This is a genomic window from Tabrizicola sp. T74 (assembly GCF_057219935.1).
Window position 1 is genome coordinate 96,697 of sequence record NZ_JBXVVT010000001.1, and the last position, 22,389, is coordinate 119,085.

The 22,389-nt window shown below is 65.8% G+C and carries 26 protein-coding genes; 22 read left to right on the forward strand and 4 right to left on the reverse strand.

Annotation, left to right across the window (positions count from 1 at the left end; translation table 11 throughout):
* Window positions 1–24 precede the first annotated feature (24 nt).
* On the forward strand, window positions 25–903 hold the full coding sequence (locus AC2EAL_RS00435) for a LysR family transcriptional regulator ArgP (RefSeq protein WP_484722203.1): 879 nt from the start codon (window positions 25–27) through the stop codon (window positions 901–903).
* A 53-nt stretch (window positions 904–956) separates the two neighbouring features.
* Here the strand turns inward: AC2EAL_RS00435 and AC2EAL_RS00440 are convergent, their stop codons facing one another.
* Both AC2EAL_RS00440 and AC2EAL_RS00445 read right to left on the reverse strand, forming a co-directional pair.
* Window positions 957–1,163: a cold-shock protein gene (locus AC2EAL_RS00440; protein ID WP_103258861.1), complete on the reverse strand. Its 207-nt coding sequence runs from the start codon at window positions 1,161–1,163 to the stop codon at window positions 957–959.
* A 165-nt stretch (window positions 1,164–1,328) separates the two neighbouring features.
* Window positions 1,329–2,069 carry a YebC/PmpR family DNA-binding transcriptional regulator gene (locus tag AC2EAL_RS00445; protein ID WP_484722204.1) on the reverse strand — a complete coding sequence of 247 codons (741 nt, stop codon included), beginning with the start codon at window positions 2,067–2,069 and terminating at the stop codon, window positions 1,329–1,331.
* Between the two features lie 166 nt (window positions 2,070–2,235).
* Between AC2EAL_RS00445 and AC2EAL_RS00450 the strand changes: the two genes are divergently transcribed.
* The 4 genes from AC2EAL_RS00450 (at window position 2,236) to AC2EAL_RS00465 (ending at window position 5,651) form a co-directional block, all read left to right on the forward strand.
* Window positions 2,236–3,471: an MFS transporter gene (locus AC2EAL_RS00450; RefSeq protein ID WP_484722205.1), complete on the forward strand. Its 1,236-nt coding sequence runs from the start codon at window positions 2,236–2,238 to the stop codon at window positions 3,469–3,471.
* Between the two features lie 82 nt (window positions 3,472–3,553).
* A complete protein-coding gene (msrA, locus tag AC2EAL_RS00455) occupies window positions 3,554–4,207 on the forward strand; it encodes a peptide-methionine (S)-S-oxide reductase MsrA (RefSeq protein ID WP_484722206.1) in 654 nt (217 codons plus the stop codon).
* 104 nt (window positions 4,208–4,311) lie between these two features.
* Entirely contained in the window at window positions 4,312–5,184 is an 873-nt protein-coding gene (locus tag AC2EAL_RS00460) for a 50S ribosomal protein L11 methyltransferase (RefSeq protein WP_484722207.1), read from the forward strand.
* Window positions 5,185–5,303: 119 nt separating this feature from the next.
* Window positions 5,304–5,651, forward strand: a complete 348-nt coding sequence (locus AC2EAL_RS00465) for a hypothetical protein (RefSeq protein ID WP_484722208.1) — start codon at window positions 5,304–5,306, stop codon at window positions 5,649–5,651.
* Window positions 5,652–5,787: 136 nt separating this feature from the next.
* On the opposite strand, the gene AC2EAL_RS00470 is transcribed toward AC2EAL_RS00465, so the two are convergent.
* Window positions 5,788–5,991, reverse strand: a complete 204-nt coding sequence (locus AC2EAL_RS00470) for a DUF1127 domain-containing protein (protein WP_484722209.1) — start codon at window positions 5,989–5,991, stop codon at window positions 5,788–5,790.
* A gap of 319 nt (window positions 5,992–6,310) precedes the next feature.
* Here AC2EAL_RS00470 and ruvC point away from each other — a divergent pair, with 319 nt between their 5' ends.
* From ruvC to AC2EAL_RS00495, 5 genes are read left to right on the forward strand one after another with little or no spacing between them, the layout of a single operon-like run.
* Complete coding sequence (gene ruvC / locus AC2EAL_RS00475) at window positions 6,311–6,820, forward strand: crossover junction endodeoxyribonuclease RuvC (protein ID WP_484722210.1); 510 nt, start codon at window positions 6,311–6,313, stop codon at window positions 6,818–6,820.
* Window positions 6,817–7,494, forward strand: a complete 678-nt coding sequence (gene ruvA / locus AC2EAL_RS00480) for a Holliday junction branch migration protein RuvA (RefSeq protein ID WP_484722211.1) — start codon at window positions 6,817–6,819, stop codon at window positions 7,492–7,494. The genes ruvC and ruvA overlap by 4 nt, the downstream gene beginning before the upstream one ends.
* Before the next feature lie 3 nt (window positions 7,495–7,497).
* On the forward strand, window positions 7,498–8,076 hold the full coding sequence (locus tag AC2EAL_RS00485) for a hypothetical protein (RefSeq protein WP_484722212.1): 579 nt from the start codon (window positions 7,498–7,500) through the stop codon (window positions 8,074–8,076).
* Window positions 8,073–9,101 carry a Holliday junction branch migration DNA helicase RuvB gene (ruvB, locus tag AC2EAL_RS00490; protein WP_484722213.1) on the forward strand — a complete coding sequence of 343 codons (1,029 nt, stop codon included), beginning with the start codon at window positions 8,073–8,075 and terminating at the stop codon, window positions 9,099–9,101. The genes AC2EAL_RS00485 and ruvB overlap by 4 nt, the downstream gene beginning before the upstream one ends.
* 3 nt (window positions 9,102–9,104) lie before the next feature.
* Window positions 9,105–9,725, forward strand: a complete 621-nt coding sequence (locus AC2EAL_RS00495) for a hypothetical protein (protein WP_484723376.1) — start codon at window positions 9,105–9,107, stop codon at window positions 9,723–9,725.
* A 105-nt stretch (window positions 9,726–9,830) separates the two neighbouring features.
* Here the strand turns inward: AC2EAL_RS00495 and AC2EAL_RS00500 are convergent, their stop codons facing one another.
* The gene (locus AC2EAL_RS00500) at window positions 9,831–11,576 is read right to left on the reverse strand and encodes a peroxidase family protein (protein ID WP_484722214.1); all 1,746 of its coding nucleotides are present in this window, start codon (window positions 11,574–11,576) and stop codon (window positions 9,831–9,833) included.
* Between the two features lie 320 nt (window positions 11,577–11,896).
* Between AC2EAL_RS00500 and AC2EAL_RS00505 the strand changes: the two genes are divergently transcribed.
* The 12 genes from AC2EAL_RS00505 (at window position 11,897) to ftsH (ending at window position 22,387) form a co-directional block, all read left to right on the forward strand.
* Window positions 11,897–12,355, forward strand: coding sequence for a PACE efflux transporter (locus AC2EAL_RS00505; RefSeq protein ID WP_484722215.1), 459 nt, complete (start codon window positions 11,897–11,899; stop codon window positions 12,353–12,355).
* Window positions 12,348–12,773 (forward strand): S-adenosylmethionine decarboxylase, encoded by a 426-nt coding sequence (gene speD, locus AC2EAL_RS00510; RefSeq protein ID WP_484722216.1) that lies wholly within the window; start codon window positions 12,348–12,350, stop codon window positions 12,771–12,773. Before AC2EAL_RS00505 ends, speD begins: the two co-directional genes overlap by 8 nt.
* A 49-nt stretch (window positions 12,774–12,822) precedes the next feature.
* A complete protein-coding gene (ybgC, locus tag AC2EAL_RS00515; protein ID WP_484722217.1) occupies window positions 12,823–13,224 on the forward strand; it encodes a tol-pal system-associated acyl-CoA thioesterase in 402 nt (133 codons plus the stop codon).
* A 214-nt stretch (window positions 13,225–13,438) separates the two neighbouring features.
* Entirely contained in the window at window positions 13,439–14,134 is a 696-nt protein-coding gene (gene tolQ / locus AC2EAL_RS00520; RefSeq protein WP_484722218.1) for a protein TolQ, read from the forward strand.
* A gap of 3 nt (window positions 14,135–14,137) precedes the next feature.
* Window positions 14,138–14,629 (forward strand): protein TolR, encoded by a 492-nt coding sequence (gene tolR, locus AC2EAL_RS00525; RefSeq protein ID WP_484722219.1) that lies wholly within the window; start codon window positions 14,138–14,140, stop codon window positions 14,627–14,629.
* A 5-nt stretch (window positions 14,630–14,634) separates the two neighbouring features.
* Window positions 14,635–15,861, forward strand: coding sequence for a hypothetical protein (locus AC2EAL_RS00530; protein ID WP_484722220.1), 1,227 nt, complete (start codon window positions 14,635–14,637; stop codon window positions 15,859–15,861).
* Window positions 15,861–16,307: a hypothetical protein gene (locus tag AC2EAL_RS00535; protein WP_484722221.1), complete on the forward strand. Its 447-nt coding sequence runs from the start codon at window positions 15,861–15,863 to the stop codon at window positions 16,305–16,307. Before AC2EAL_RS00530 ends, AC2EAL_RS00535 begins: the two co-directional genes overlap by 1 nt.
* 95 nt (window positions 16,308–16,402) lie before the next feature.
* The gene (tolB, locus tag AC2EAL_RS00540; RefSeq protein WP_484722222.1) at window positions 16,403–17,731 is read left to right on the forward strand and encodes a Tol-Pal system beta propeller repeat protein TolB; all 1,329 of its coding nucleotides are present in this window, start codon (window positions 16,403–16,405) and stop codon (window positions 17,729–17,731) included.
* 81 nt (window positions 17,732–17,812) lie between these two features.
* On the forward strand, window positions 17,813–18,346 hold the full coding sequence (pal, locus tag AC2EAL_RS00545; protein ID WP_484722223.1) for a peptidoglycan-associated lipoprotein Pal: 534 nt from the start codon (window positions 17,813–17,815) through the stop codon (window positions 18,344–18,346).
* Between the two features lie 4 nt (window positions 18,347–18,350).
* Window positions 18,351–19,184, forward strand: a complete 834-nt coding sequence (ybgF, locus tag AC2EAL_RS00550) for a tol-pal system protein YbgF (protein WP_484722224.1) — start codon at window positions 18,351–18,353, stop codon at window positions 19,182–19,184.
* The gene (tilS, locus tag AC2EAL_RS00555; protein WP_484722225.1) at window positions 19,175–20,374 is read left to right on the forward strand and encodes a tRNA lysidine(34) synthetase TilS; all 1,200 of its coding nucleotides are present in this window, start codon (window positions 19,175–19,177) and stop codon (window positions 20,372–20,374) included. The genes ybgF and tilS overlap by 10 nt, the downstream gene beginning before the upstream one ends.
* 84 nt (window positions 20,375–20,458) lie before the next feature.
* On the forward strand, window positions 20,459–22,387 hold the full coding sequence (gene ftsH / locus AC2EAL_RS00560) for an ATP-dependent zinc metalloprotease FtsH (RefSeq protein WP_484722226.1): 1,929 nt from the start codon (window positions 20,459–20,461) through the stop codon (window positions 22,385–22,387).
* Window positions 22,388–22,389 lie beyond the last annotated feature (2 nt).

Here is a 22,389-nt window from a genome sequence, read left to right on the forward strand (position 1 = left end):
CCTGTCACCGATTAAGCGCTGCTAATGCTCGATCCCGCCCAGCTCGCCGCCCTGGCCGCCGTCCACCGCCGCGGGTCCTTCGACCTTGCGGCGGCGGACCTGCATGTCACCCCTTCGGCCATCTCCCAGCGGATCAAGGCGCTGGAGGAGGCGACCGGCACCCTACTTATCCGCCGCGGCCAGCCCTGCACGGCCACCGAGACCGGCCTGCGTCTCATTCGCCACCATGACGAAGTCACCCTCCTGGAACGCACCCTCGCCCAGGACCTTGGCCTTGCCCCCGGCCTCGCCACGCTGCGCATCGCGGTCAATGCCGACAGCCTGGCCACCTGGGTCATCCAGGCGCTCGCTGCGACCGAGGGTTTCCTCTTCGACCTGGTTATCGACGATCAGGACGTAAGCCAGGACTGGCTGCGCCGGGGCGAGGTGGTCGCCGCCATCACTGCCCATCCCGGGCCGCTGCAGGGTTGCGACACGATCCCGCTCGGCGCGCTGCGCTACCGCGCCACCGCCTCTCCGGCCTACCTGAAACGCTGGTTCCCGCAGGGCGTCGCCGCCCGGGCGATGACCCGCGCCCCGACCCTGACCTTTTCCGACAAGGACCAGCTGCAGGTCCGCTGGGCCGCCACCCGGGTCCCGGGCCTCAAACGGCCGCTGTTGCCCACACACCGCATGGCGTCCTCGCAGGCTTTCGTCGATGCCTGCCTCGCCGGCCTGGGCTGGGGGATGAACCCCGAAGCGCTCGTCACATCCCACCTGAGGTCTGGCGCCCTGGTCGAGCTGATCGCCGACACGCCGCTGGACGTGGCGCTCTACTGGCAGTTCACCCGCCTTGCAGCACCAGCGCTATCCCCGGTGACCGAGGCGATCCGGCAGGCCGCGAAGCACCGCCTTGTCCAATGAAAACGGGGGCGGCCTCAAGCCACCCCCGTTCACGGTTCCCGATTGGGAAAGGCTTACGCCAGAGCCAGGTTCACAGCCGATTCCCGGCCGTTGCGATCCTGCTCGATGTCATAGGTCACGGCCTGCCCATCGGGCAGCGAGCGGATGCCCGCACGCTCCAGCGCGGTCACGTGGACGAACACGTCCTTCGAACCGCCTGCGGGGGCGATGAAGCCGAAACCCTTGGTGGCGTTGAACCATTTCACGGTGCCATTGGCCATCGTGATGTCTCCTGTCATGTATGCCACCCGCGAGCTTGCGGTGGCCTGGCCCAGTGTCGTCGCGATCGAAGCTGAAGGCCGAAGCAGACAGTAGAACGAAAGAGAAGAAGCTACGCCCCTCGCACATGCGCCTTTGCGGGCAACAAAGCAAGGGGCAGAGCGGAATTAAAGCTGCGCCGCCACATCTTCCGGCACATCGAAGTTGTGCGTCACGGTCTGAACGTCGTCGTCCTCTTCCAGAAGGTCGATGAGGCGCATCAGCTTTTGCGCCGTGTCCAGATCGACCTCGGTCCGGCTCTGCGGCCGCCAGACCAGTTTGGATTCCGTGGACTCGCCCAGCGCCTTCTCCAGCGCGTCCGACACTTCGGACAGGTTCTCGACCTGGCAATAGATCCAGTGGCCGTCCTCGTCGCTTTCGACGTCATCGGCCCCGGCATCCAGCGCCGCCATCATCACATCGTCCGCCGACCCGACCGAGGCCGGATAGGAAATCTCGCCCACCCGGTCAAAACTGTGCGCGACGCTGCCAGTCGTCCCCAGGTTCCCGCCGCACTTGGTGAAATAGGACCGCACGTTCGACGCCGTCCGGTTCAGGTTGTCAGTCATCGCCTCGACGATGATCGCGATGCCGTTCACGCCGTAGCCCTCATAGCGGATTTCGGTGTAGTCCGCCCCGTCGCCCATCTGGGACTTCTTGATCGCGCGGTCGATCACGTCCTTCGGCATCGACACGGCCTTCGCGGCCTTAACCGCCAGCCGCAGACGCGGGTTCATGTCGGGGTCAGGCATCCCCATCTTGGCCGCGACGGTGATTTCCTTCGACAGCTTGGAAAACATCTTCGAGCGCAGCTTGTCCTGCTTGCCCTTGCGATGCTGGATGTTCGCCCATTTCGAATGGCCTGCCATGGCCCTACCCTCGGTCCCGTTTCGGTGATCCCGCCCCTCTACACCTGCCACGGGCAGAAGGGCAACCCCGGCAAGGCGGTCGGCCAAGGGCTGAACCGGAAGCCCGAATTGTTTTGGACACAAGCTTGCCCTTTGCCTTGCCCGGGTTGCCCTGTATGCCGGGGCCATGCCGCGCGACCCCGTGCCCCTGTCCAAGACAACCGACCTGCCGCTCTGGCAGCGGCCTGAATCGCTCCTGTACCTGATGGCGGCGGCCATGCCGCTTAGTTTCGCAACCTGGTCGGCGCTCTTGAACAACTTCGTCATCGAAGTGGCCTCCTTCACCGGGAAAGAGATCGGCTGGCTGCATACCGTGCGCGAAATCCCGGGTTTCCTGGCCATCGGGGTGATCCTGGTGCTGCTTGTCGTGCGCGAACAGGTCCTCGCCCTGGTGGCACTGGCTTTGTTGGGTGCGGCGACGGCGGTGACAGGCTGGTTCACCAGCTTCCAGGGGCTCTTGGTGATGACGCTCCTCTCCTCGATCGGCTTCCACTATTTCGAGACGGTGAACCAGTCGCTGCAGCTGCAGTGGATCGACAAGGACCGCGCGCCCATCGTGCTGGGCCGGATCGTCGCCGTGGGCGCCGGAGCCTCTCTGGCCGCCTATGGCGCCATCGTCGCGCTGTGGGACGCGCTGGCACTTGACTACAACACGGTCTACCTCGCCTCGGGCGGGCTGACCGTGCTCATCGTCCTTTTCGCCGCCGTCGCCTATCCGCAATTCCAAAGCCCCCATCCGCAGCACAAGCACATGGTCCTGCGCCGGCGCTACTGGCTGTATTACGCGCTTCAGTTCATGGCCGGCGCGCGACGGCAGATCTTCGTGGTCTTCGCGGGCTTCATGATGGTGGAACGCTTCGGGATGAAGGTGTCCGAGATGACGCTGCTCCTTCTTCTCAACTACCTCATCAACATGGCCGTCGCCCCGGCGATGGGCCGGGCCCTGGGCCGGTTCGGCGAGCGCAACGTGATGGCCTTCGAATATGTCGGGCTGACCCTCGTCTTCCTGGCCTACGGCGGGCTTTACTGGTTCGGCTGGGGCCTGATCGTGGCCAGCGGCCTTTACATCCTCGACCAGCTGTTCTTTGCGCTGTCCTTCAGCCTGAAGACCTATTTCCAGAAGATCGCCGATCCCCGCGACATCGCTCCCACCGCCGCTGTCGCCTTCACCATCAACCACATCGCCGCCGTCTTCCTGCCCGCCGCTCTGGGCTATCTCTGGGCGCAGTCGCCGGACTATGTCTTCGTCATGGGGGCCGGGATGGCGCTGGTCGCGGTCGCCCTCATCTGCCTGATCCCGCGCCACCCCGCCCCGGGACACGAGACGGTCTTCTCGCGCGGTCTGCCTGTTGCAGCCGAGTAAAGGCGCGGTGAGACCGCTGTAACCTGCGTTGGGATTCCGTCCTGCGGCGCTATATACGATCCTCGGATAAGGAGGTCCGCTCATGTTCTTCACCCGCAAGTCGATGGAAATGGTCCGCCCCGAGGATGCCCTGCCCGGCCGGGCCGAGCCGCTGCCCACGGCCGAGACGCATTTCCTGTCCGGCATCCCGCTGAAATCGCCCGTCCCCGATGGGATGGAAGAGGCGATGTTCGGCATGGGCTGCTTCTGGGGGGTGGAACGCAAGTTCTGGCAGACCCCGGGCGTCTGGCTGACCATGGTGGGCTATGCCGGCGGCTACACGCCGAACCCGACTTACAAGGAAACCTGCACCCAGCTGACCGGCCATAACGAGGTGGTGCGGGTGATCTACGACCCCGCCAAGGTCAGCTATGACCAGTTGCTGAAAGTGTTCTGGGAAGGCCACGACCCGACGCAGGGCATGCGGCAGGGCAATGACGTGGGCTCCACCTATCGTTCGGGCATCTACACCTACACGCCGGAGCAGATGGAGGCCGCCAAGGCCTCGAAAGAGGTCTACGCCCAGGCGCTGAAGGCTGCGGGCATGGGGCCGATCACCACCGAGATCCTACCCGTGCCGACCTTCTACTTTGCCGAGGACTACCACCAGCAGTACCTGGCCAAGAACCCCGGCGGCTACTGCGGCGTCGGCGGCACCGGGGTGACCTGCCCGATCGGGACAGGTGTGCGGGCCTGAGCGGGGGACGAATTTTCGCCGAAAATTCGTGGCCCCCGGGCAGCGGATCGGCTTGAAGGACAGGGCGGGCGCGCGTATGGCCCAAGGCAAAGGAGTGCCCGCCCATGCCCACCTATTCCGCCCTGACCACCCTGCCCGGCGAAGACGCTGCCCAGTCCTTGGCCCAGGCGATGGAACGGATGCAACCGGAACCCACCGGCGTCGGCGTGTTCGAGATCGAGGATGGCTCGGGCCTCTGGGAGGTCGGGGCATATTTTCTGGAAGCCCCCGACCAGGTCATGCTTGAGGTTCTGGCCACCGCCTTCGGCGCCAAGCCCTTCGCCCTTTCGGAACTCCCCGAAGTCGACTGGGTCGCCCATGTCCGGCGCGAGCTGTCACCCGTCGATGCCGGTCGCTTCTTCGTCTTCGGCAGCCACGACGCCGACAAGGTCCCGCCGGGCCGCGTGCCCCTGCAGATCGAGGCGACCGTGGCCTTCGGCACCGGGCACCACGGCACCACGCTCGGCTGCCTGTTGGCCTTCGACCGGCTTCTGACCGAAGGCTGGCGTCCGGCCAAGGTCGCCGACATCGGCTGCGGCACCGCCGTCCTCGCCATGGCCGCCGCAGCAACCCTGCCCGACGCTCTGGTCATCGCCAGCGACATCGACCGGGTCGCCGTCGACGTGGCCGAGGCCAATATCGCGATCAACGGTCTCGACGGTCGTGTCGAATGCCTGGAGGCAGCAGGGCTGGATCATGACAGAATCAGGGCTGCCGGACCCTATGATCTGGTCTTCGCGAACATCCTGAAGGGCCCCCTGATCGAGCTTGCCCCCGCAATCGCGACTCACCTTGCAACCGGTGGTAGAGCGATCCTGTCGGGCCTTCTATCTGTGCAAGCAGATTCGGTGACCGAGGCTTACCTTACGGCAGGACTTTGTCTGGAAAGTCGGAACGATATCGGGGAATGGTCGACGCTTGTTCTACAAAGGGATTGAAATCGTAGACAATCCTTGCGTTTGCGGGCCTCAGTCGACACCCTTGGAAATACGCCGCAATTTCGCCATAACCATGCGGCAGAAATTAATCGTCAGAGCTGCTACTCTGGGTGAGAGATATGTGGGTTGATCCGAATTTAAATGATTTCTACAGCCGCGTTTCGCGGATCGAAAAGTCCCATGCCAAGGGCTACGGCTTCGAGGCTGCGGGGACTGTCAGCCGCCGCGCGGCGGGACGCGGTGCAGGTCGGCTCCTCAAGCTGGCCAAGCCGCTGATCTTCGTCCTGGCGGTGGGCATCGGCGTGAAGGGTGTGATCCACTACTTCGTCGGGGCCCAGACCTACGAAAACCGCGTCAGCGCCCTTGCGGCCGGACAGGGGTTCGATCCGGTGGGCGCCTGGCTGATGCATGCAGATCCCGCGACCCTCTGGGTCTCTGGCCAGCTGCAATCCGTTCTTCCGCGTTAACCCCCCAGACTTTACCCCCCCAGACATAGATCGGCTGCCTTTCAACGAAGAAGGGCCGCATCTTTCGATGCGGCCCGTTTTCCGTTGGTGGTTCCGTCCGATCTGGTGAACGGCCCCCGGGGGGGCCGTCCGGCAATCAGCGGCCGATGTCGGCGATGTCGCCGCGGCACAGGCCGATATCGTCCAGTTCGCGATCCGAAAGCTTGTTCAGCGCCTTGCGGGTCACGCGGGCGTCGTTCCACGCCTGGAACGCCAGGGCGACGTTCGACAGGGCATTGATGGCACGGTAGGTGGTGATGGCGCCGTAGGGCGCCGGGCGGGTCGTCTCGACAGCGGCCATGGCGGTTTTCCTTGTTTACATACTGCTCAAATCGGAGGCTCATTCCTCCATGCCAAGCGAAATAGTTGTGCTGCAGGCGCAAAGCAAGCTGCGGCAAAGCAAAGCCGCCATGCACGCGCTGCATGACGCGTGTCAAAATTTTGTCAAATGATTCAAATTGTTCCGGGCCGGCGACCGGGCCACGTCGCATATCTTGCGCACAGCGTCGCTTTCTGCAAGTGCAAAATGCAGGGGCCTTTTGGCGGGGCCTGCGGAAAGCCATTGGCGGATGTTCCCTTTTCGTGCTAGCCCTTGTGGCAGGCAGGAAATCGGGGACAAGATGCGGGTCATAGGCATCGATCCGGGGCTACGGAACCTTGGCTGGGGCGTGATCGACGTGGCGGGCTCGCGCCTTTCCCACGTGGCGAACGGTATCTGCCATTCCGACGGCGCCGACGGCGATCTGGCGCTGCGTCTCCTCAGTCTTCATGCGCAATTGACTGAAGTTTTCCGCATCTGGCAGCCGGAAACGGCGGCGGTGGAGCACACATTCGTCAACAAGGACGCGGTGGCGACGCTGAAACTGGGCCAGGCGCGGGGAATTGCCCTCTTGGTCCCGGCGCAATTCGGGCTGGCCGTGGGGGAATATGCGCCAAACGCGGTGAAGAAGACCGTCGTCGGCGTGGGCCACGCGGCCAAAGTCCAGGTTGATCACATGGTCAAGCTGCAGTTCCCCGGGGTCAAGGTCACCGGCCCCGACGCGGCCGATGCGCTTGCCATCGCGATCTGCCATGCCCACCACGTCCAGTCCTCGGGCCGTCTGGCGGCCGCCTTGAGGGCAGCGGAATGATCGGGCGCATCTCCGGACGGCTCGACTGGCGCGGCCCCGACCACGTCCTGATCGACGTGCGCGGCGTGGGCTACATCGTCCACGTCAGCGAACGCACCCTCGCGGGCCTGCCCGGGGTGGGCGAGGCGGTCAGCCTCTACACCGACCTTCTGGTGCGCGAGGACCTGCTGCAGCTTTTCGGCTTTCCGACCATGCTGGAGAAAGAGTGGCACAAACTTCTGATGACCGTCCAAGGTGTCGGCGCCAAGGCCTCGATGGCGATCCTCGGCACGCTCGGGGCCGAAGGCGTGGGCCGCGCGATCACGCTCGGCGACGCCCGCGCCGTGCAGGCGGCCCCTGGGGTGGGGCCAAAGCTTGCCCAGCGTGTCATCCTGGAACTCAAGGCGAAAGCGCCAGGCGTAATGGCGTCGGGCGTGGGCCTGTCGTCCAAGGCCGAGGCAGATGATGTCGTGGTCGAGGACACCGCGCCCGCACCGAAGAAACCCGCACGGGTTGATGAGGGGGCGCAGAAGCGCGCCGCCGCCTCGGCTGACGCCCTGTCCGCGCTGGTGAACCTCGGCTACGGCCAGGGCGACGCCGCACAGGCCGTGGCGACGGTGGCGGGCGACCAACCCGAGGCTGACGCGGCGGCGCTTATCCGGGCGACGCTGAAGCTTCTGGCGCCGAAGGCATAGCCGATGGCTGACCGGACACTCGACATCTCATCCTTCGTACTGCACTCGGACTTTAAGGACGATTGTCTGACGTTTCCAATTGGTAGAATTCATCCGATGGTACGGGTGCTCTGGGTTTTTCTCTCGTTCTGGTCTGTGGGCTGTATCGCTGTCGTCGTTCGTCTTGCGCTGGGCATCGACACCGACACGATCCTGAAGCAGGCGGTCGGGCCTTTGGCGGCGGGTTGGCTTTTCGGGGCGTTCTTCCTCACCTCTTGGTTGTCCGGCAAGGAGACGCTGAAGTTTGACGGTTCTGATTTGTGCGTGGTCCATCAAGCCTTCGGACTAAAGCGACGCCGTCGCTTTCGCTTGGCAGAAATCCAGCAGGCGACGGTCGAGCCAAGGCCGTTCTGGGTGGCACCAATGCTGCTTGACCTTCCGTTTGCTATTTCAAGGCAATATGGATCAATTGGCTTTACTTATCGCGGGCGCAGAGTGCTGTTGCTGCCGGGCCTTGATGAGGCTCAGGCTGCATTGATCGTCGGATGGATCAAGGAGCACTTGCCGGGACATCAGCCTGCAAAGAATAGTGCTGTGCTATGACCTCTGACCCCACTCTCCGGCCCGAACGCCTGCCCGAGGATACCGACAAGGCGCTCCGCCCGCAGATGCTGGCCGAGTTCATCGGGCAGGCCGAGGCGCGGGCAAACCTTGCCGTGTTCATCGAATCCGCCCGGATGCGGGGCGAGGCGATGGACCACACCCTCTTCCACGGCCCCCCGGGCCTCGGCAAGACCACCCTCGCCCAGATCATGGCACGCGAGCTTGGCGTCGGCTTCCGCATGACCTCGGGTCCCGTCCTCGCCAAGCCCGGCGACCTGGCGGCGATCCTCACCAACCTCGAACCCCGCGACGTCCTCTTCATCGACGAAATCCACCGCCTCTCCCCGGTGGTCGAGGAAGTCCTCTACCCCGCCCTCGAAGACTTCGCCCTCGACCTCGTCATCGGCGAAGGCCCGGCGGCGCGGACGGTACGGATCGACCTGCAGCCCTTTACCCTGGTGGGTGCCACCACCCGGCTTGGCCTCCTCACCACCCCCCTCCGCGACCGCTTCGGCATCCCGACCCGGCTGGAGTTCTACTCGGACGCCGAACTGTACGAGATCGTCGCCCGGGGTGCCCGCCTGATGGGCCTGCAGGCCGACCCCGAGGGCTGCCGCGAGATCGCCCGCCGCGCCCGGGGCACACCGCGCATCGCCGGTCGCCTCCTCCGCCGCGTCGCCGACTTTGCGTTGGTCGAGGCCGGGGGCCGCATCAGCCGCGAACTCGCCGACCGCGCGCTGACCCGGCTGCAGGTCGACAATCTTGGCCTCGACGGTGCCGACCGGCGCTATCTGACCCTTCTGGCCGAAAACTACGGCGGCGGGCCGGTGGGGGTGGAAACCATCGCTGCCGCCCTCTCTGAGCCCCGCGACGCCATCGAAGAGGTGATCGAGCCCTACCTCCTCCAGCAAGGCCTGATCCTGCGCACCCCGCGCGGGCGGATGCTGGGCCAGAAGGCCTGGCGGCACCTGGGGCTTGAGGCGCCGAAGACCGTCGGCCAGGCGGACCTTTTCGGCGGAAAGTAGATGATGACACTGGACGACATCGCCGCCCTCTTCACCCGCAGCGACGGGCAATACCTCTTCGCGCGCTGGGGCCGCCCGCTGGTGCCTGTCGTCTTCGGCGTCGATGATGCCTCGCTGGCCGTGTTCAAGGGAGCCTTCGAGGCGGTGGTGACGCTCGCGGGCCACCGGATGGCCGAAACCGACCCCGAACTTGGCGCGAACCTGATGGTCTTCTGTTTCCGCGACTGGGCCGAGCTTCTGGAGGTCCGCGACCTTGGCCGCCTGGTGCCGGAACTGCCCGCGCTGGTGGCCAAGCTGCAGACGGCGGACGCGAACCAGTACCGGATCTTCCGCTTTGACGCCCAGGGCGCGATCAAGGCGGCTTTCGTCTTCCTGCGGATGGATGCGGCCCTGGCGGCGATGGAGGCCGAGACGCTGGCCCTCGCCCAAGCCGTACAAACGGTGGTCCTCTGGTCGGACCGCGCCTTCGACGGTACCTCGTCTTTGGCCCGGGTTGGCAGCAAGGTTATCCTGCGGCCCGAGATCGGGGCGGTGATCCGGGCCGCATATGATCCGGTGATGCCGCCGGTCGCGCGTGATGCCAGCCATGCCCTCAGGCTCGCCGCGCGGACCGGCGTACAGTAGGCACTAGAGCCTGTCCGACAAAAGTGGAATCCGGTTTTGTCGAAAGACAGGCGACCTCGAAAAGCCTAGAGGCTGTTCGGCGCTTCTATCAGCGTCGGACAGACTCTAGAACGCCAGCTGCCCGGTAAAGCGCAGCATCGCCTTCAGGCTGTCGATCGGCGCGCCGGGACGGAAGGTGCTGGGCGACCAGCGATGCCCGGCGGAAGTGTCGTTCCAGTACGAGCTTTGGTCCTTGATGATCAGGCCCAGCAGGGTCCCCGCGACGATGTGGGTTCCCAGCGGTCCAAGATGGGTGCTGCCCAGAAGCTCGGCCTCGCGCAGGATGTAGAACCACAGCGGCGTGCTCGTGCCGAAGTCCGCCCCCGGGATGTTGCGCCCCTGCATGATCGTCGCAGCGTCCAGCGCCGCGATGGGCCGGAAATGGCCGCTCGCGTTGATCCCGGCGATGCAATCCTGCGCGCTCGGCAGGTTCAGCCGGTAGCCGCGGCGCAGGTTGCGCTTGGCCAGATGCTTGAAGATGCCCGCGGGCTGGTTGACCATGTCGTCCAGCGGCGCATCCAGCCGGGTGTCGATGCCCTTGGCCGACCGGACCGGGGTCTCGGCATTGACGAAGCGCGACCAGTCGATGACCCAGTTGTCGGGCAGCTGCGTGTCGCTTTGCCCCGACATCCGCCCGTCGCCGGTGAAGGCAAACAAGAGGTTGAACGCCGCAAAGGGCAGGATGTTCGGCTTGCCCGGCTCGGGCCGGCCGAAGACGCGGTTGTGGTCATAACCGCCGCGCACCATGGTGTGGCCAAAGCGGAAGCAGGCGGCCGAGAACTCCAGCGGCATCGGCATCTTCGGCGCCAGCGCCGGGACATTCGCATCGAAGAACGCGCCATACAGCGGTGATCCGGTGGCGATCAGCTCATCGACCACGGACCGGTCGCAGAGGCTGGGCAGGTATTCGTGTGCGACCAGCCACTGATAGTGATAGCGGGTCAGCTTGCGCGCTTCGTCAAAGGTCGGGACCAGGTCGGCCAGCTTGTTGTGGAACCGCAGGAAGGCGACCTGCAGCTGCGCGATCAACAGGTTCTCGTCGTTGCGGAAATCGCCCAGGATCGCGCGCTGCCGGATCGGGGCATTGCTGCCGTCGATGAACGCCGCACGCTGGCCGGGCGGCAGGGCGTTCAGCTCGGCCAGGGTCAGATCGCCGCGATCCAGCAGGAAGCCCAGCCGCAGAAGGTCGGTCGCATTGTCGGCAGGCGGGGTGATCGGCCCCTGCGGCGTGGGCGCGGGAACGCCAAGCCGCATCTTCTTCGTCAGCGTCGGATGCCGCATCAGCCCGGCCAGCTTGGCCGAAAAGGCATCCTGCCCGACGCTGTCGCCATAGAGGCTGTCCAGCCCCAGCGAGCCGTCGCGCAGGTTGTCGACGCCCGCGATGACATCCGCCCGCGCGGTGGGCAGGAAATTGCCGTCGACATCGGACAGGCCTTCGACCTTCCGGTCGGTATTGGCGGTGATGTCATGGTCGATGAACTGGCCGAAATAGGTCAGGATCGGTGGCAGGCTGACGGGTGGCGAGGGGTTGGCCGGGTCGAACATCGACTCGCCCAGCGCATCCAGCGCCGCCAGCATGGTGCCGGTGGCCGGGAAGGCCGGGGCATTTGGGAACAGATAGCGGAAGGCCCCGCCACCGGTGCTTTCCAGCCGCGCCGACCGCGCCGCGACCTCCGGCACCGCCGCCTTGCGGGTCGAAGGGATCAGGACGGGCGTGGCCGCCGCCGTCTCGAAAACGGCCGGGCCTTCCGCCAGGCCCGTGGTCACAGATGCAGGGACGATTTGGCCGCCATGGCCAGTGGAATAAAGCATGGGATCACCTAATATTTGAATGTTTGAATTGGGCTTTGGTCGTCAGGACTGCGGCAAATTGCAGCCCAGGGTAATTGCGTTGTTACTCGAAAATAAACAATTCCATTATTGGGCAAGTATTACACGCGATCCGGTTTCCAGCAACGCAAAAGTCCCGGGGCACGGGAATCCCTACCCGAACGGCCCCCTGCTGCCCCCATGCGCGACCGCAGTGCACTTGCGCGAAATTCACGCGCGTGCCTGCCCCGCTCATGCTAGCTTCGCCGCAGATTTGACCTGACCCGATTTCGATCACCCAAGGCCCATTTTGCGGAGCCACCATGACCCTGCGTTCCCCGCGTGAGCGGTTGATCCAGACCATTTCCTACGAAGTCGGCGGGCTTTGCCTGTCCGTCCCGCTGGTCGCCCTGTTCGGCGGCGGCTCGGCGGGTGAGGCGTTCTGGCTGATGCTGGCCCTGGCGGCTGCCGTCCTGATCTGGTCGCCGATCCACAACACCGTCTTCGACTGGCTTGACCTTCGGCTCAGCGGGCGGCTGGCCAGCGACCGCCCACAACGCTGGCGCCTGGTCCATGCCGCCAGCCACGAGGCGACGACCGTGATCGTGACCCTGCCGATCCTGATCTGGCTGGGCGGGTTCGGCTTCTGGACGGCGCTGATCGCCGATCTCGGGCTCACGCTCCTCTACGCGGCCTACGCCTATGTCTTCCATCTGGTCTACGACCGGCTGCGGCCGGTCCGCCCCCGGGTGCCCCCCCTGCGGAGCGCCGTCCATGACTGACCTTTCCCCGACCCTGCCCCGGCAGGAACCCTTCGGCGTGCATCTGATGATCGACGGCTACAGCGCCTCTGGCCCCCTCATGACCGACACGGTCGCGCTGCGGCACCTTCTGGACGTCCTGCCTGCCGAAATGGGCATGCACGCGATCTGCACGCCCGTCGTCGTCGAAGTCGGGCCGAACTGCCTGAAGGACCCGGGCGGGCTGTCCGGCTTTGTCATGATCGCGGAAAGCCACATCAGCTTTCACACCTTTCCCGGGCGCGGTTTCGTGACCATCGACCTTTACACCTGCCAGACCGGCCTGAACCGCCAGGCGACGATCGACCGGCTTCTGCAGGCCTTCCAGCTGACCGACGCCGAGGTGCATGTCCAGGAGCGCGGCCTGCGCTATCCGGCAGAAAACCTGGCGGCTTTCTGAACCCTGCTGCGCCGTGCTATCCCCGTGGCAAAGGCGAAGGGGGACAGGCGTGGCGCATCGCTTCGGCGTGAAAGTCTATTACGAGGACACCGATCTGGCGGGGATCGTCTATTACGCCAATTACCTCAAGTTCATCGAACGCGCCCGGACGGAATGGGTCGCCTCGCTGGGGGTCGATCAGGGACAGCTGAAGACCGAGCAGGGGATCGTCTTCGCGGTCCGGCGGATTGAGGCGGATTACCTGCGGCCCGCCAAGTTTGCCGATGAGCTGGTGGTGGAGACAAGGCTGCAGACGCTGGGCGGGGCGCGGATCGTCCTGGAACAGGTGGTGCTGCGCGGCGGCGAGCGGTTGTTCGCCTCGGTCGTTACGCTGGTCTGCCTGACCGAGGACGGCCATGCCGCGCGGCTGCCGACGGAAGTGCGGGCAAGGCTGTCGGGGCCGTTGCATTGACGGACCGCTCGTCGATGACTTCGTCACTCCTCGCTGGGCGCTCTCCGACGAGAAGACGAAGTCGCACGAGGAGGCGTCGGTTCAGGTGACAAATCCTGTCATCCGGGCGGCGAAACCCTGCCGCCAACAGACTTGTGTTGGCATTCCCCCTGCAACCTTGCTAGAATCAGCGATAACGGAGCCGGGAAACGGCCCGATCAACAAGAGCAGGCGTATGGAAACCGAAACCCTTGCGATGGCGCAGGAGATTGATTTCTCCATGTTCGCCCTTTTTGCCAAAGCCACCCTGACGGTGAAGATCGTCATGATCATGCTGATGGTCATGTCGTTCTGGAGCTGGGCGATCATCATCCAGAAGCACATCATGCTGCGCAAGGCGCGCGCCGAGGCGGCGATCTTCGACCGGGCCTTCTGGTCGGGCGAGCCTCTGGACGAGCTCTACGAAAAGATCGGCCCTGACCCGCAGGGGTCATCGGAAAAGATCTTCGCGGCCGGGATGCTGGAATGGCGGCGCAGCCACAAGCAGGATGGCGGCCTGATCGCGGGGGCACAGTCGCGCATCGACCGAGCGATGAACGTCGCCATCGCGCGCGAAAGCGAAGTCATGAACCGCGGCCTCAGTTTCCTGGCCACCACCGGCTCGACCGCGACCTTCATCGGCCTCTTCGGCACGGTCTGGGGGATCAAGCACAGCTTCGAACAGATCGCCATCAGCCAGAACACGTCGCTCGCCGTCGTCGCCCCCGGTATCGCCGAGGCGCTTCTGGCAACCGGCATCGGTCTGATCGCGGCCATCCCGGCGGCGGTCTTCTACAACAAGCTGTCGGCGGACAATGACCGGGTGATCGGCGGGTACGAGGCCTTTGCCGACGAATTCGCGACGATCCTGTCGCGCCAGCTGGATTCGTAAGCCATGGACGCGGTCGGGAACAAACCGGGCGGCGGCGGCAGGGGTCGGCGCGGGCGGCGGTCTGCCGCGATGAGCGAGATCAACATCACGCCGATGGTCGACGTGATGCTGGTTCTGCTCATCATCTTCATGGTGGCGGCCCCAATGCTGACCGTGGGCGTGCCGGTCAAGCTGCCGGAAACCGCGGCCACGGCACTCCCCACCGAACAGGAAGAACCCCTGTCGGTGACCATCACCGCAGACGGCAGGTTGGCGATCCAGACGACCGAGGTCAGCGCTGGTGAACTGATCCCGCGGCTGACGGCCATCGCGGCGGAACGGACGTCGAAGAAGATCTACCTCCGGGCGGATGGCTCGATCCCCTATGAACGGGTGGCCCAGGTCATGGGCGCGCTGAACGCGGGCGGCTTCAACGAGATTGCCTTCGTCACCGACGCAGCCACGCCAAGCCTTGGGGCGGGTGATGCGTCTCAATCTGGTAACGACGGCGGCTGAGGCGGATGGAAAAGCGGTTCCAGACCGGAACGGTTGTATCGGCGATCGGGCACGCAGGGTTGATCCTGTGGGCGCTGGTCGGCGACTGGCTGTTCGCGGCCGAAAAACCGCCCGAGACCCTGGTGATGACGGTCTCGACCGTGACCAGCGACCAATTCGCCGAATTGCAGGCGATGACGGCAACCCCATCCGAAACGCCCGCGCCCGTCCGCCCTGAGCCGCGGCCAGAGCCAGAACCGGAGCCGGTGCCGGAACCCGAACCAGAGCCCCTGCCAGAACCGGAACCGCTTCCCGAACCTGAACCGCTTCCCGAACCGGAACCTCTTCCCGAACCGGAACCTCTTCCCGAACCGGAACCCGAGCCGCAGCCGGTCGTCGAGCCGCCACCCAGCGACCTGCCGCAGGCCGAGGAAGAACAGGTCTTCGAATCGGAATCGACCGAAGAACAGGCCATTGCCGAGGCCGAAGACATCATCGCTCCCGATCCGGTCCAGCCGGAAACCGAAGCCGAGACCTCCGACACGCCCGAACCCGCCGTCAGCGAGGACCCCGCGGCAGAAGAGATCGTGCAGGAAGAACCGACCACCGAGACGGTGGCCGAAGACACCGGCGACGTGACCCGCACCGAAGCGACCGAAGACCAGGACGCCGAAACCGGCATGCAGACCTCGCTGCGTCCCCGCGCCCGCCCCGAACGCGCGCCCGAGCTGGAACCCGAACCGGAAACCGAAGTAGCCGCCGAGACCCCCGTCGAGGAACCCGCCGAAGAGCCGCAGGAATCGGCCCAACTGAACGTCCAGCCGGTCGACGACGCCGAAACCGACGCCGCTATCGAGGCGCTTCTGGGCGAAGCGGCCGAAGAGCCGGTCGAGGAAGCCTCCGACACCGGCGGCCAGGACCTGCCGCAAGGCCCGCCGCTGACCGGCGGCGAGATGGGCAACATCTCCTCGGCCATCGCCCGGAAATGGAATCTCGGCGCCTCCTCGACCGATGCGTTAAGCTCGATGGTGGTGATCCGCGTCAGCTTTGCGGCGGATGGCACGCCCATCGACTTCGAACTGATCGACTCCAGCGGGCCCAGCCAAAGCGGGATCGACAAGCTGTACGACACCGCGCAGCGGGCCGTGAACCGCGCCCACATCGACGGCGGACTTCCGCTTCCGCCAGACAAATTCGACACCTGGCAGGTGCTTGATCTCGTTTTCGATGCCAATGGGATGAGGGCACGGTGATGCGCGCAATCTCGTCTGTCTGGATCGGAGGACTCGCGGTGCTTCTGGGCGGTCCGTCACTGGTGCGCGCGGATGTGGTGCAGCCAACGGAACAAAGGTTCGGCTTTGACTGTTCCGTGCCACCTCTGGCGCTGACGGCCGGGCAGCAAAAGGCCATCGCCGATGGCATTGGTCGGAAGTGGAACCTTGGCATGGCCTCGGCCGAGACGCTGGAAAGCCGGATTACAGTCCGGGTCTGCCTGACCGAACAGGGTCGGCCAGAGAATGTGATCCTTTTGGCCGCCGATGGCCCCACCGAAGATGCAGTTGACCGGCTGTTCCAGACCGCGCGCCGCGCGATCCTGCGCGCCCACATCGACGGCGGACTTCCGCTGCCTTCGGACAACGATGATGCCTGGCAGGTGCTTGATCTCGTTTTCGATGCCAATGGGATGAGGGCACGATGACCGGGAACCTTGCAGGCATTTTTCCCCTTTTCTCCCGCCGGGCAGGCGGGCAAGGACAAACAAAAGAACGGAGCATGAGGCCGATGGTGAGACCCATGAGAACAACCTTCCGCACACTTCTGGCGCTGGCTTTCGGGCTTGGGACCCTGGTTGCGACACCCGTCCTGGCCCAGGACCCGCCGCGGATCGTCATCGGCCCCGGGGTCATCGAACCCATGCCCATCGCGGTGCCCACCTTCATCGACGAAGGCGGCGCGGGGGACTATGCGCGGGAAATCAGCCGCGTGGTGATCTCGGACCTCGAAGGCACCGGCTTCTTCCGCAACATCGGGGAAGAGGCGCATATCAGCAGGATCACCAGCTTTGACGGCGGCATCGCCTTCGAGGACTGGAAGGCGATCAATGCCCAGGTCCTGGTCACCGGCGCGGTCAGCGTTGCGGGTGACCGGATCACCGTGAAGTTCCGCGCCTATGACGTCTTCAACGGCAACACGCTGGAAGGCGCGGCCCTGCAATTCGCAGGCACCACCGACGGCTGGCGGCGGATGGCGCACAAGGTGGCCGACGTCATCTATTCCAAGATCACCGGCGAGGGCGGCTATTTCGACAGCCGCGTCGTCTTCGTCAGCGAAAGCGGGCCCAAGAACAACCGCCTGAAGCGCCTTGCCGTCATGGACTACGACGGCGCGAACGTGGCCTACCTCACCGATAGCTCCGCCATCGTGCTGGCCCCCCGCTTCTCGCCCCAGGGCGACCGGATCATCTACACCAGCTACGAGACGGGCTTCCCCCGGATCACCCTGCTGGATGTGGCCAGCCTGCGCCGGCAGACGCTGGAGGAACAGCCCGGCACCATGACCTTTGCCCCGCGCTTCTCGCCCGATGGCGGGACCATCGTCTTCAGCCTGGAACGCGGCGGCAACACCGACATCTACTCCTTGTCGCTGGGCGGCGGCGGATTGCGCCAGCTGACCAACGCACCCTCGATCGAGACCGCGCCGAGCTTCAGCCCGGACGGCAGCCAGATCGTCTTCGAGAGCGACCGCACCGGCACGCCGCAGATCTATGTCATGCCTGCCTCGGGCGGCGAAGGCAGCCGGATTTCCGGCGGCGAGGGGCGCTATGGCACCCCGGTCTGGTCTCCGCGCGGCGACTACATCGCCTTCACCAAGCAGAACGCGGGCCGCTTCCACATCGGCGTCATGCGCACCGACGGGTCGGAAGAACGCCTCCTGACCGCCAGCTTCCTCGACGAAGGCCCGACCTGGGCCCCGAACGGGCGCGTCCTGATGTTCACCCGCGAAACCAGTGGCGCGGGCGGGCAGACCTCGCTCTGGTCCGTCGACATCACCGGGCGGAACCTCAAGCAGATCCCGACCGAAGGTCCGGCCTCGGACCCGGCCTGGTCGCCGCTTTTGCCCTGAAATGTGACGCGCCGCCGATTCCCTCGGCGGCGCAAAGCTGTTAATCTGCCCGCAATCGAGCCAACAAGAAGGAAGAACCTCATGTCCATCGCCGCGAAGTCGCTGCTTCTGATCGCCGTCCTGGGCCTGGCGGCCTGCAACAACCCTGACCGTTACGGCGCCGGTGGCGCGGGCGCTGGTGGGGCCGGTGGCGCAGGTGGCGCAGGCGGGATCGACACCACGGGTCTCGGCGATCCGAACAACCCGACCTCGATCGCCTACTTCAACCAGACCGTAGGTGACCGCGTCCTCTTCGCAGTGGACCAGTCGACCCTTTCGCCCGAAGCGCGCGGCGTCCTGACCGCCCAGGCCAACTGGCTGAACCAGAACCCGGGCTACGCCGCGATCATCGAAGGCCATGCCGACGAACAGGGCACCCGGGAATACAACCTCGCCCTCGGCGCGCGCCGGGCGGCGGCAGTGCAGAACTTCCTTATCAGCCAGGGCGTCGCCGCGAACCGGCTGCGCACCATCAGCTACGGCAAGGAACGCCCGCTGGAGGTCTGCTCGGACGAATCCTGCTACGCCAAGAACCGCCGCGCGGTGACGGTGCTTTCGGCAGGCGCCGGGGTCTGACCCGATGCGCCGCCTTGGTCTTGCCCTGGCGCTCTGCCTTCTGCCGGTTCTGGGTCACGCCCAGGACCGCCAGCAGACGCTGGCCGACATCCGTGCCGAGCTTTCCGCGCTTGCCGCCGAGTTCAATGCGCTGAAGGCCGAGCTGGTCTCGACCGGCGCGGCGACCAGCGGGGCCGCAGGCGGCGATGCGCTGACCCGGATGGACACGATCGAGGCGACGCTGGCCCGCCTGACCGCGCGGACCGAAGAGGTGGAGCTGAAGCTGAACCGGGTGGTCGCCGATGGCACCAACCGGATCGGCGACATCGAATACCGGCTCTGCGAAGTGACCGAAGGCTGCGACCCGGCCACACTGGGCGCGACGCCCACGCTGGGCGGTGACACCGGCGCGGCCCCTGCCCCGGCAGCCGATGCGGGCGCTGCCCCTGCGGCGGGCACTGGCGGGGCGGAACTCGCCGTTGCCGAACAGCAGGACTTTGACCGGGCCAAGGAGGTGCTCGGTTCGGGTGACTTTCCCGGAGCTGCAGCGCTCTTTGCGACCTATGCCCAATCCTATCCTGGCGGACCGCTAGTCCCCGAAGCGCATTACCTGCGCGGCGAGGCGCTGTCCAAGACCGGCGATACCGGCAATGCGGCGCGGGCCTATCTCGACGCCTTCTCTGCCGCGCCGCAAGGCCCGCTTGCCCCCGATGCGCTCCTCAAACTGGGCGAGGGGCTGGGCGCCCTGGGCCAGGTGCAAGAGGCCTGCGTGACCCTGGCCGAGGTCGGCAACCGCTTCCCCGGCAGCAGCGCCGCAACGCAGTCGACCGTGGCGATGCAGGGGCTGGGGTGCCAGTAGACAGCGGCCGGCTGGTCGGGCTGATCCGCGACCATCTGCCATCCGACGAACCCATCTTGGTTGCGCTTTCGGGCGGTGGCGATTCCACCGCCCTTCTGCATCTTTGCCTGCGGGCCGGGCTCAAGGTCCAGGCCGCAACGGTCGATCACCGACTGCGCGCTGAAAGCGCCGCCGAAGCCGCCAGGGTCGCCGCCGACTGCGCGGTACTTGGCGTTCCGCACCAGGTGCTGGTCTGGCAGCACGACGCGGTCGCGGGCAATCTGATGGATCAGGCACGGCGGGCGCGGATGGCGCTGATTGGCGACTGGGCGCGGGCGCAGGGACTGGGCGTGGTCGCCCTTGGCCACACCCAGGATGACCAGGCCGAAACGCTGCTCATGGGCCTTGCCAGGGCGGCAGGGCTCGCGGGCCTCTCCGGCATGCGCCCCGCCTGGACGGACGCGGGCCTCCGCTTCTGCCGCCCGCTTCTGACAGCCGGACGTCAGGACTTGCGCGACTGGCTGCGCCGCGAAGGCATCGACTGGATCGACGATCCGACGAACGACAACGACCGCTTCACCCGGATCAAGGCCCGCAAGGCGCTGGCGGCGCTAGCCCCTCTTGGCATAACCGCTCCCCGGCTGGCCGAGGTCGCTGGGCATCTGGCCGAAGCCAGGGCCGCGCTGACGGTCCAGGTGACTGCCGCCGCCGCGCGCCATGTCACCGAAGCGGCTGGTGCCCTGCAGTTCGCCGCCGGTCTCTGGACCGAACCCGCCGAAGTGCAGCGGCAAACCGTCGCTGCCGGGGTGCTTTGGTTGAATGGCGCACCCTACGCCCCGCGCGCGGCAGAACTGGAACGAGTGCTGCACGCCCTTGCGCAGGGAACCGACGCAACCTTGGCAGGCTGTCGGGCCCGCCGGGGCTGGCTGACCCGCGAACCCCGCGCCCTGGGCGGGCCGGTGCCCACGGGCGCGCTCTGGGACGGTCGCTGGCGCGTCACGGGGCCGCAGGGCGAAGTCCGGGCACTCGGGGCGGAGGGCCTCCGCCAGCAACCCGACTGGAAAGAGCTTGGCCTGCCGCGCGAAATTCTCCTCGTCACCCCCGCAGTCTGGCAGGGCGAAACCCTGCTGTCCGCCCCCCTTGCCGGGCTCCCCTCGGACTGGCAGGCAAAACTGGACCGACCGTTCCACCTTTTCGGGATAGGTGATTGAACCTGAGGCCCAAAGGTTTATCTTATGCCCAAAGTCGCCTTGGCCTCATGGGGGGCCTCAGGCGCATTCGGGAGATCCCTCACCTTGGGTAATGCACGCAATATCGCGTTCTGGGTCGTGCTCTTGATCCTCATCATGGCCCTGTTCCAGCTGTTCTCGGGCAACCAGACCACCATGTCCTCGCGCTCGCTCACCTATTCCGACTTCATGGAGCGGGTCGAGGCGGGGCAGGTCAGCAAGGTCACGCTCGACGGCGAACGCATCATCGTCACCGGCAAGGACAACGCCACCTTCCAGACCATCAAGCCCGCGGGCGACTTCGTCACCGAAAGCCTCACGCGCGAGCTGATCGCCAAGGGCATCGAGGTCGAGGCCGAACCCCAGGCCCAGTCGGGCTTTGTCTCGGTCCTCCTCAGCTTCCTGCCCTTCCTTCTGCTGATCGGCGTCTGGATCTACTTCATGAACCGGATGCAGGGCGGCGGGCGCGGCGGTGCGATGGGCTTTGGCAAGTCCCGCGCGAAGCTTCTGACCGAAAAGCAGGGCCGCGTGACCTTCGACGACGTCGCGGGCATCGACGAAGCCAAGGAAGAGCTGGAAGAGATCGTGGAATTCCTGCGCAACCCGCAGAAGTTCAGCCGTCTCGGCGGCAAGATCCCGAAGGGCGCGCTGCTGGTCGGCCCGCCCGGCACCGGCAAGACGCTCTTGGCCCGCGCCATCGCGGGTGAGGCGGGGGTCCCCTTCTTCACCATCTCGGGTTCCGACTTCGTGGAAATGTTTGTCGGCGTCGGCGCCTCCCGCGTCCGCGACATGTTCGAACAGGCCAAGAAGAACGCCCCCTGCATCGTCTTCATCGACGAGATTGACGCCGTCGGTCGCGCCCGTGGCGTCGGCATGGGCGGCGGCAACGACGAACGCGAACAGACCCTCAACCAGCTTCTGGTGGAAATGGACGGGTTCGAGGCGAACGAAGGCGTCATCATCATCGCCGCCACCAACCGCAAGGACGTGCTGGATCCTGCCCTTCTGCGTCCGGGCCGTTTCGACCGCCAGATCACCGTCTCGAACCCCGACATCAAGGGGCGCGAGAAGATCCTGTCCGTCCACGCCCGCAAGGTGCCGCTGGGGCCGGACGTCGACCTGCGCACCATCGCCCGCGGCACGCCCGGCTTTTCCGGTGCCGACCTGATGAACCTAGTGAACGAGGCCGCGCTTCTGGCCGCCCGCATCGGTCGCCGCTTCGTGACCATGGTCGATTTCGAGAACGCCAAGGACAAGGTCATGATGGGGCCGGAACGCCGCAGCATGGTCATGTCGCCGGAAGACAAGGAAATGACCGCCTACCACGAGGCCGGCCACGCCATCGTCGGCATGAAGCTGCCCAAGTGCGACCCGGTCTACAAGGCCACGATCATGCCCCGCGGCGGCGCGCTTGGCATGGTGATGAGCCTGCCGGAAATGGACCGCCATTCCTGGCACAAGGACCAGATGAAGGACCGGATCGCCATGGGCATGGCCGGCAAGGCCGCCGAGATCAAGAAATGGGGCGAAGAGCGCGTCTCCTCGGGCGCCTCGGGCGACATCCAGAGCGTCTCGGCCGTGGCCCGCGCCATGGTCATGCGCTGGGGCATGTCGGAAAAGATCGGCAACATCGACTATTCCGAAGCCCATGAAGGCTACAACGGCAACACTGGCGGCTTCAGCGTTTCGGCCGAGACCAAGCGCATGATCGAGGATGAGGTGAAAGCCATCGTCGACGAAGGCTTTGAACGCGCCATGCAGGTCCTGAACGAGAACGAGGAAGAGTTCGAGCGTCTGGCCAAGGGTCTTCTGGAATACGAAACCCTGACCGGGGACGAGATCCGCAAGGTCCTGGCCGGCGAACCGCTGGGCGGCGACGATGATGCCGACAAGCCCTCCTCCTCGGGCAGCAGTGGCGGCTCGGTCGCGGCAATCCCGAAGACCAAGCCGCGCAAGCCGAAGCCCGGCGCGGAACCGGAACCCGCACCGCTTTGACA

Excerpts from the sequence above, each read along its gene's own strand:
- AC2EAL_RS00435 (WP_484722203.1), top strand. The coding sequence starts at position 25 with ATGCTCGATCCCGCCCAGCTCGCCGCCCTGGCCGCCGTCCACCGCCGC.
- AC2EAL_RS00440 (WP_103258861.1), bottom strand. The coding sequence starts at position 1,163 with ATGGCCAATGGCACCGTGAAATGGTTCAACGCCACCAAGGGTTTCGGC.
- AC2EAL_RS00445 (WP_484722204.1), bottom strand. The coding sequence starts at position 2,069 with ATGGCAGGCCATTCGAAATGGGCGAACATCCAGCATCGCAAGGGCAAG.
- AC2EAL_RS00450 (WP_484722205.1), top strand. The coding sequence starts at position 2,236 with ATGCCGCGCGACCCCGTGCCCCTGTCCAAGACAACCGACCTGCCGCTC.
- msrA (WP_484722206.1), top strand. The coding sequence starts at position 3,554 with ATGTTCTTCACCCGCAAGTCGATGGAAATGGTCCGCCCCGAGGATGCC.
- AC2EAL_RS00460 (WP_484722207.1), top strand. The coding sequence starts at position 4,312 with ATGCCCACCTATTCCGCCCTGACCACCCTGCCCGGCGAAGACGCTGCC.
- AC2EAL_RS00465 (WP_484722208.1), top strand. The coding sequence starts at position 5,304 with ATGTGGGTTGATCCGAATTTAAATGATTTCTACAGCCGCGTTTCGCGG.
- AC2EAL_RS00470 (WP_484722209.1), bottom strand. The coding sequence starts at position 5,991 with ATGGCCGCTGTCGAGACGACCCGCCCGGCGCCCTACGGCGCCATCACC.
- ruvC (WP_484722210.1), top strand. The coding sequence starts at position 6,311 with ATGCGGGTCATAGGCATCGATCCGGGGCTACGGAACCTTGGCTGGGGC.
- ruvA (WP_484722211.1), top strand. The coding sequence starts at position 6,817 with ATGATCGGGCGCATCTCCGGACGGCTCGACTGGCGCGGCCCCGACCAC.
- AC2EAL_RS00485 (WP_484722212.1), top strand. The coding sequence starts at position 7,498 with ATGGCTGACCGGACACTCGACATCTCATCCTTCGTACTGCACTCGGAC.
- ruvB (WP_484722213.1), top strand. The coding sequence starts at position 8,073 with ATGACCTCTGACCCCACTCTCCGGCCCGAACGCCTGCCCGAGGATACC.
- AC2EAL_RS00495 (WP_484723376.1), top strand. The coding sequence starts at position 9,105 with ATGACACTGGACGACATCGCCGCCCTCTTCACCCGCAGCGACGGGCAA.
- AC2EAL_RS00500 (WP_484722214.1), bottom strand. The coding sequence starts at position 11,576 with ATGCTTTATTCCACTGGCCATGGCGGCCAAATCGTCCCTGCATCTGTG.
- AC2EAL_RS00505 (WP_484722215.1), top strand. The coding sequence starts at position 11,897 with ATGACCCTGCGTTCCCCGCGTGAGCGGTTGATCCAGACCATTTCCTAC.
- speD (WP_484722216.1), top strand. The coding sequence starts at position 12,348 with ATGACTGACCTTTCCCCGACCCTGCCCCGGCAGGAACCCTTCGGCGTG.
- tolQ (WP_484722218.1), top strand. The coding sequence starts at position 13,439 with ATGGAAACCGAAACCCTTGCGATGGCGCAGGAGATTGATTTCTCCATG.
- tolR (WP_484722219.1), top strand. The coding sequence starts at position 14,138 with ATGGACGCGGTCGGGAACAAACCGGGCGGCGGCGGCAGGGGTCGGCGC.
- AC2EAL_RS00530 (WP_484722220.1), top strand. The coding sequence starts at position 14,635 with ATGGAAAAGCGGTTCCAGACCGGAACGGTTGTATCGGCGATCGGGCAC.
- AC2EAL_RS00535 (WP_484722221.1), top strand. The coding sequence starts at position 15,861 with ATGCGCGCAATCTCGTCTGTCTGGATCGGAGGACTCGCGGTGCTTCTG.
- tolB (WP_484722222.1), top strand. The coding sequence starts at position 16,403 with ATGAGAACAACCTTCCGCACACTTCTGGCGCTGGCTTTCGGGCTTGGG.
- pal (WP_484722223.1), top strand. The coding sequence starts at position 17,813 with ATGTCCATCGCCGCGAAGTCGCTGCTTCTGATCGCCGTCCTGGGCCTG.
- ybgF (WP_484722224.1), top strand. The coding sequence starts at position 18,351 with ATGCGCCGCCTTGGTCTTGCCCTGGCGCTCTGCCTTCTGCCGGTTCTG.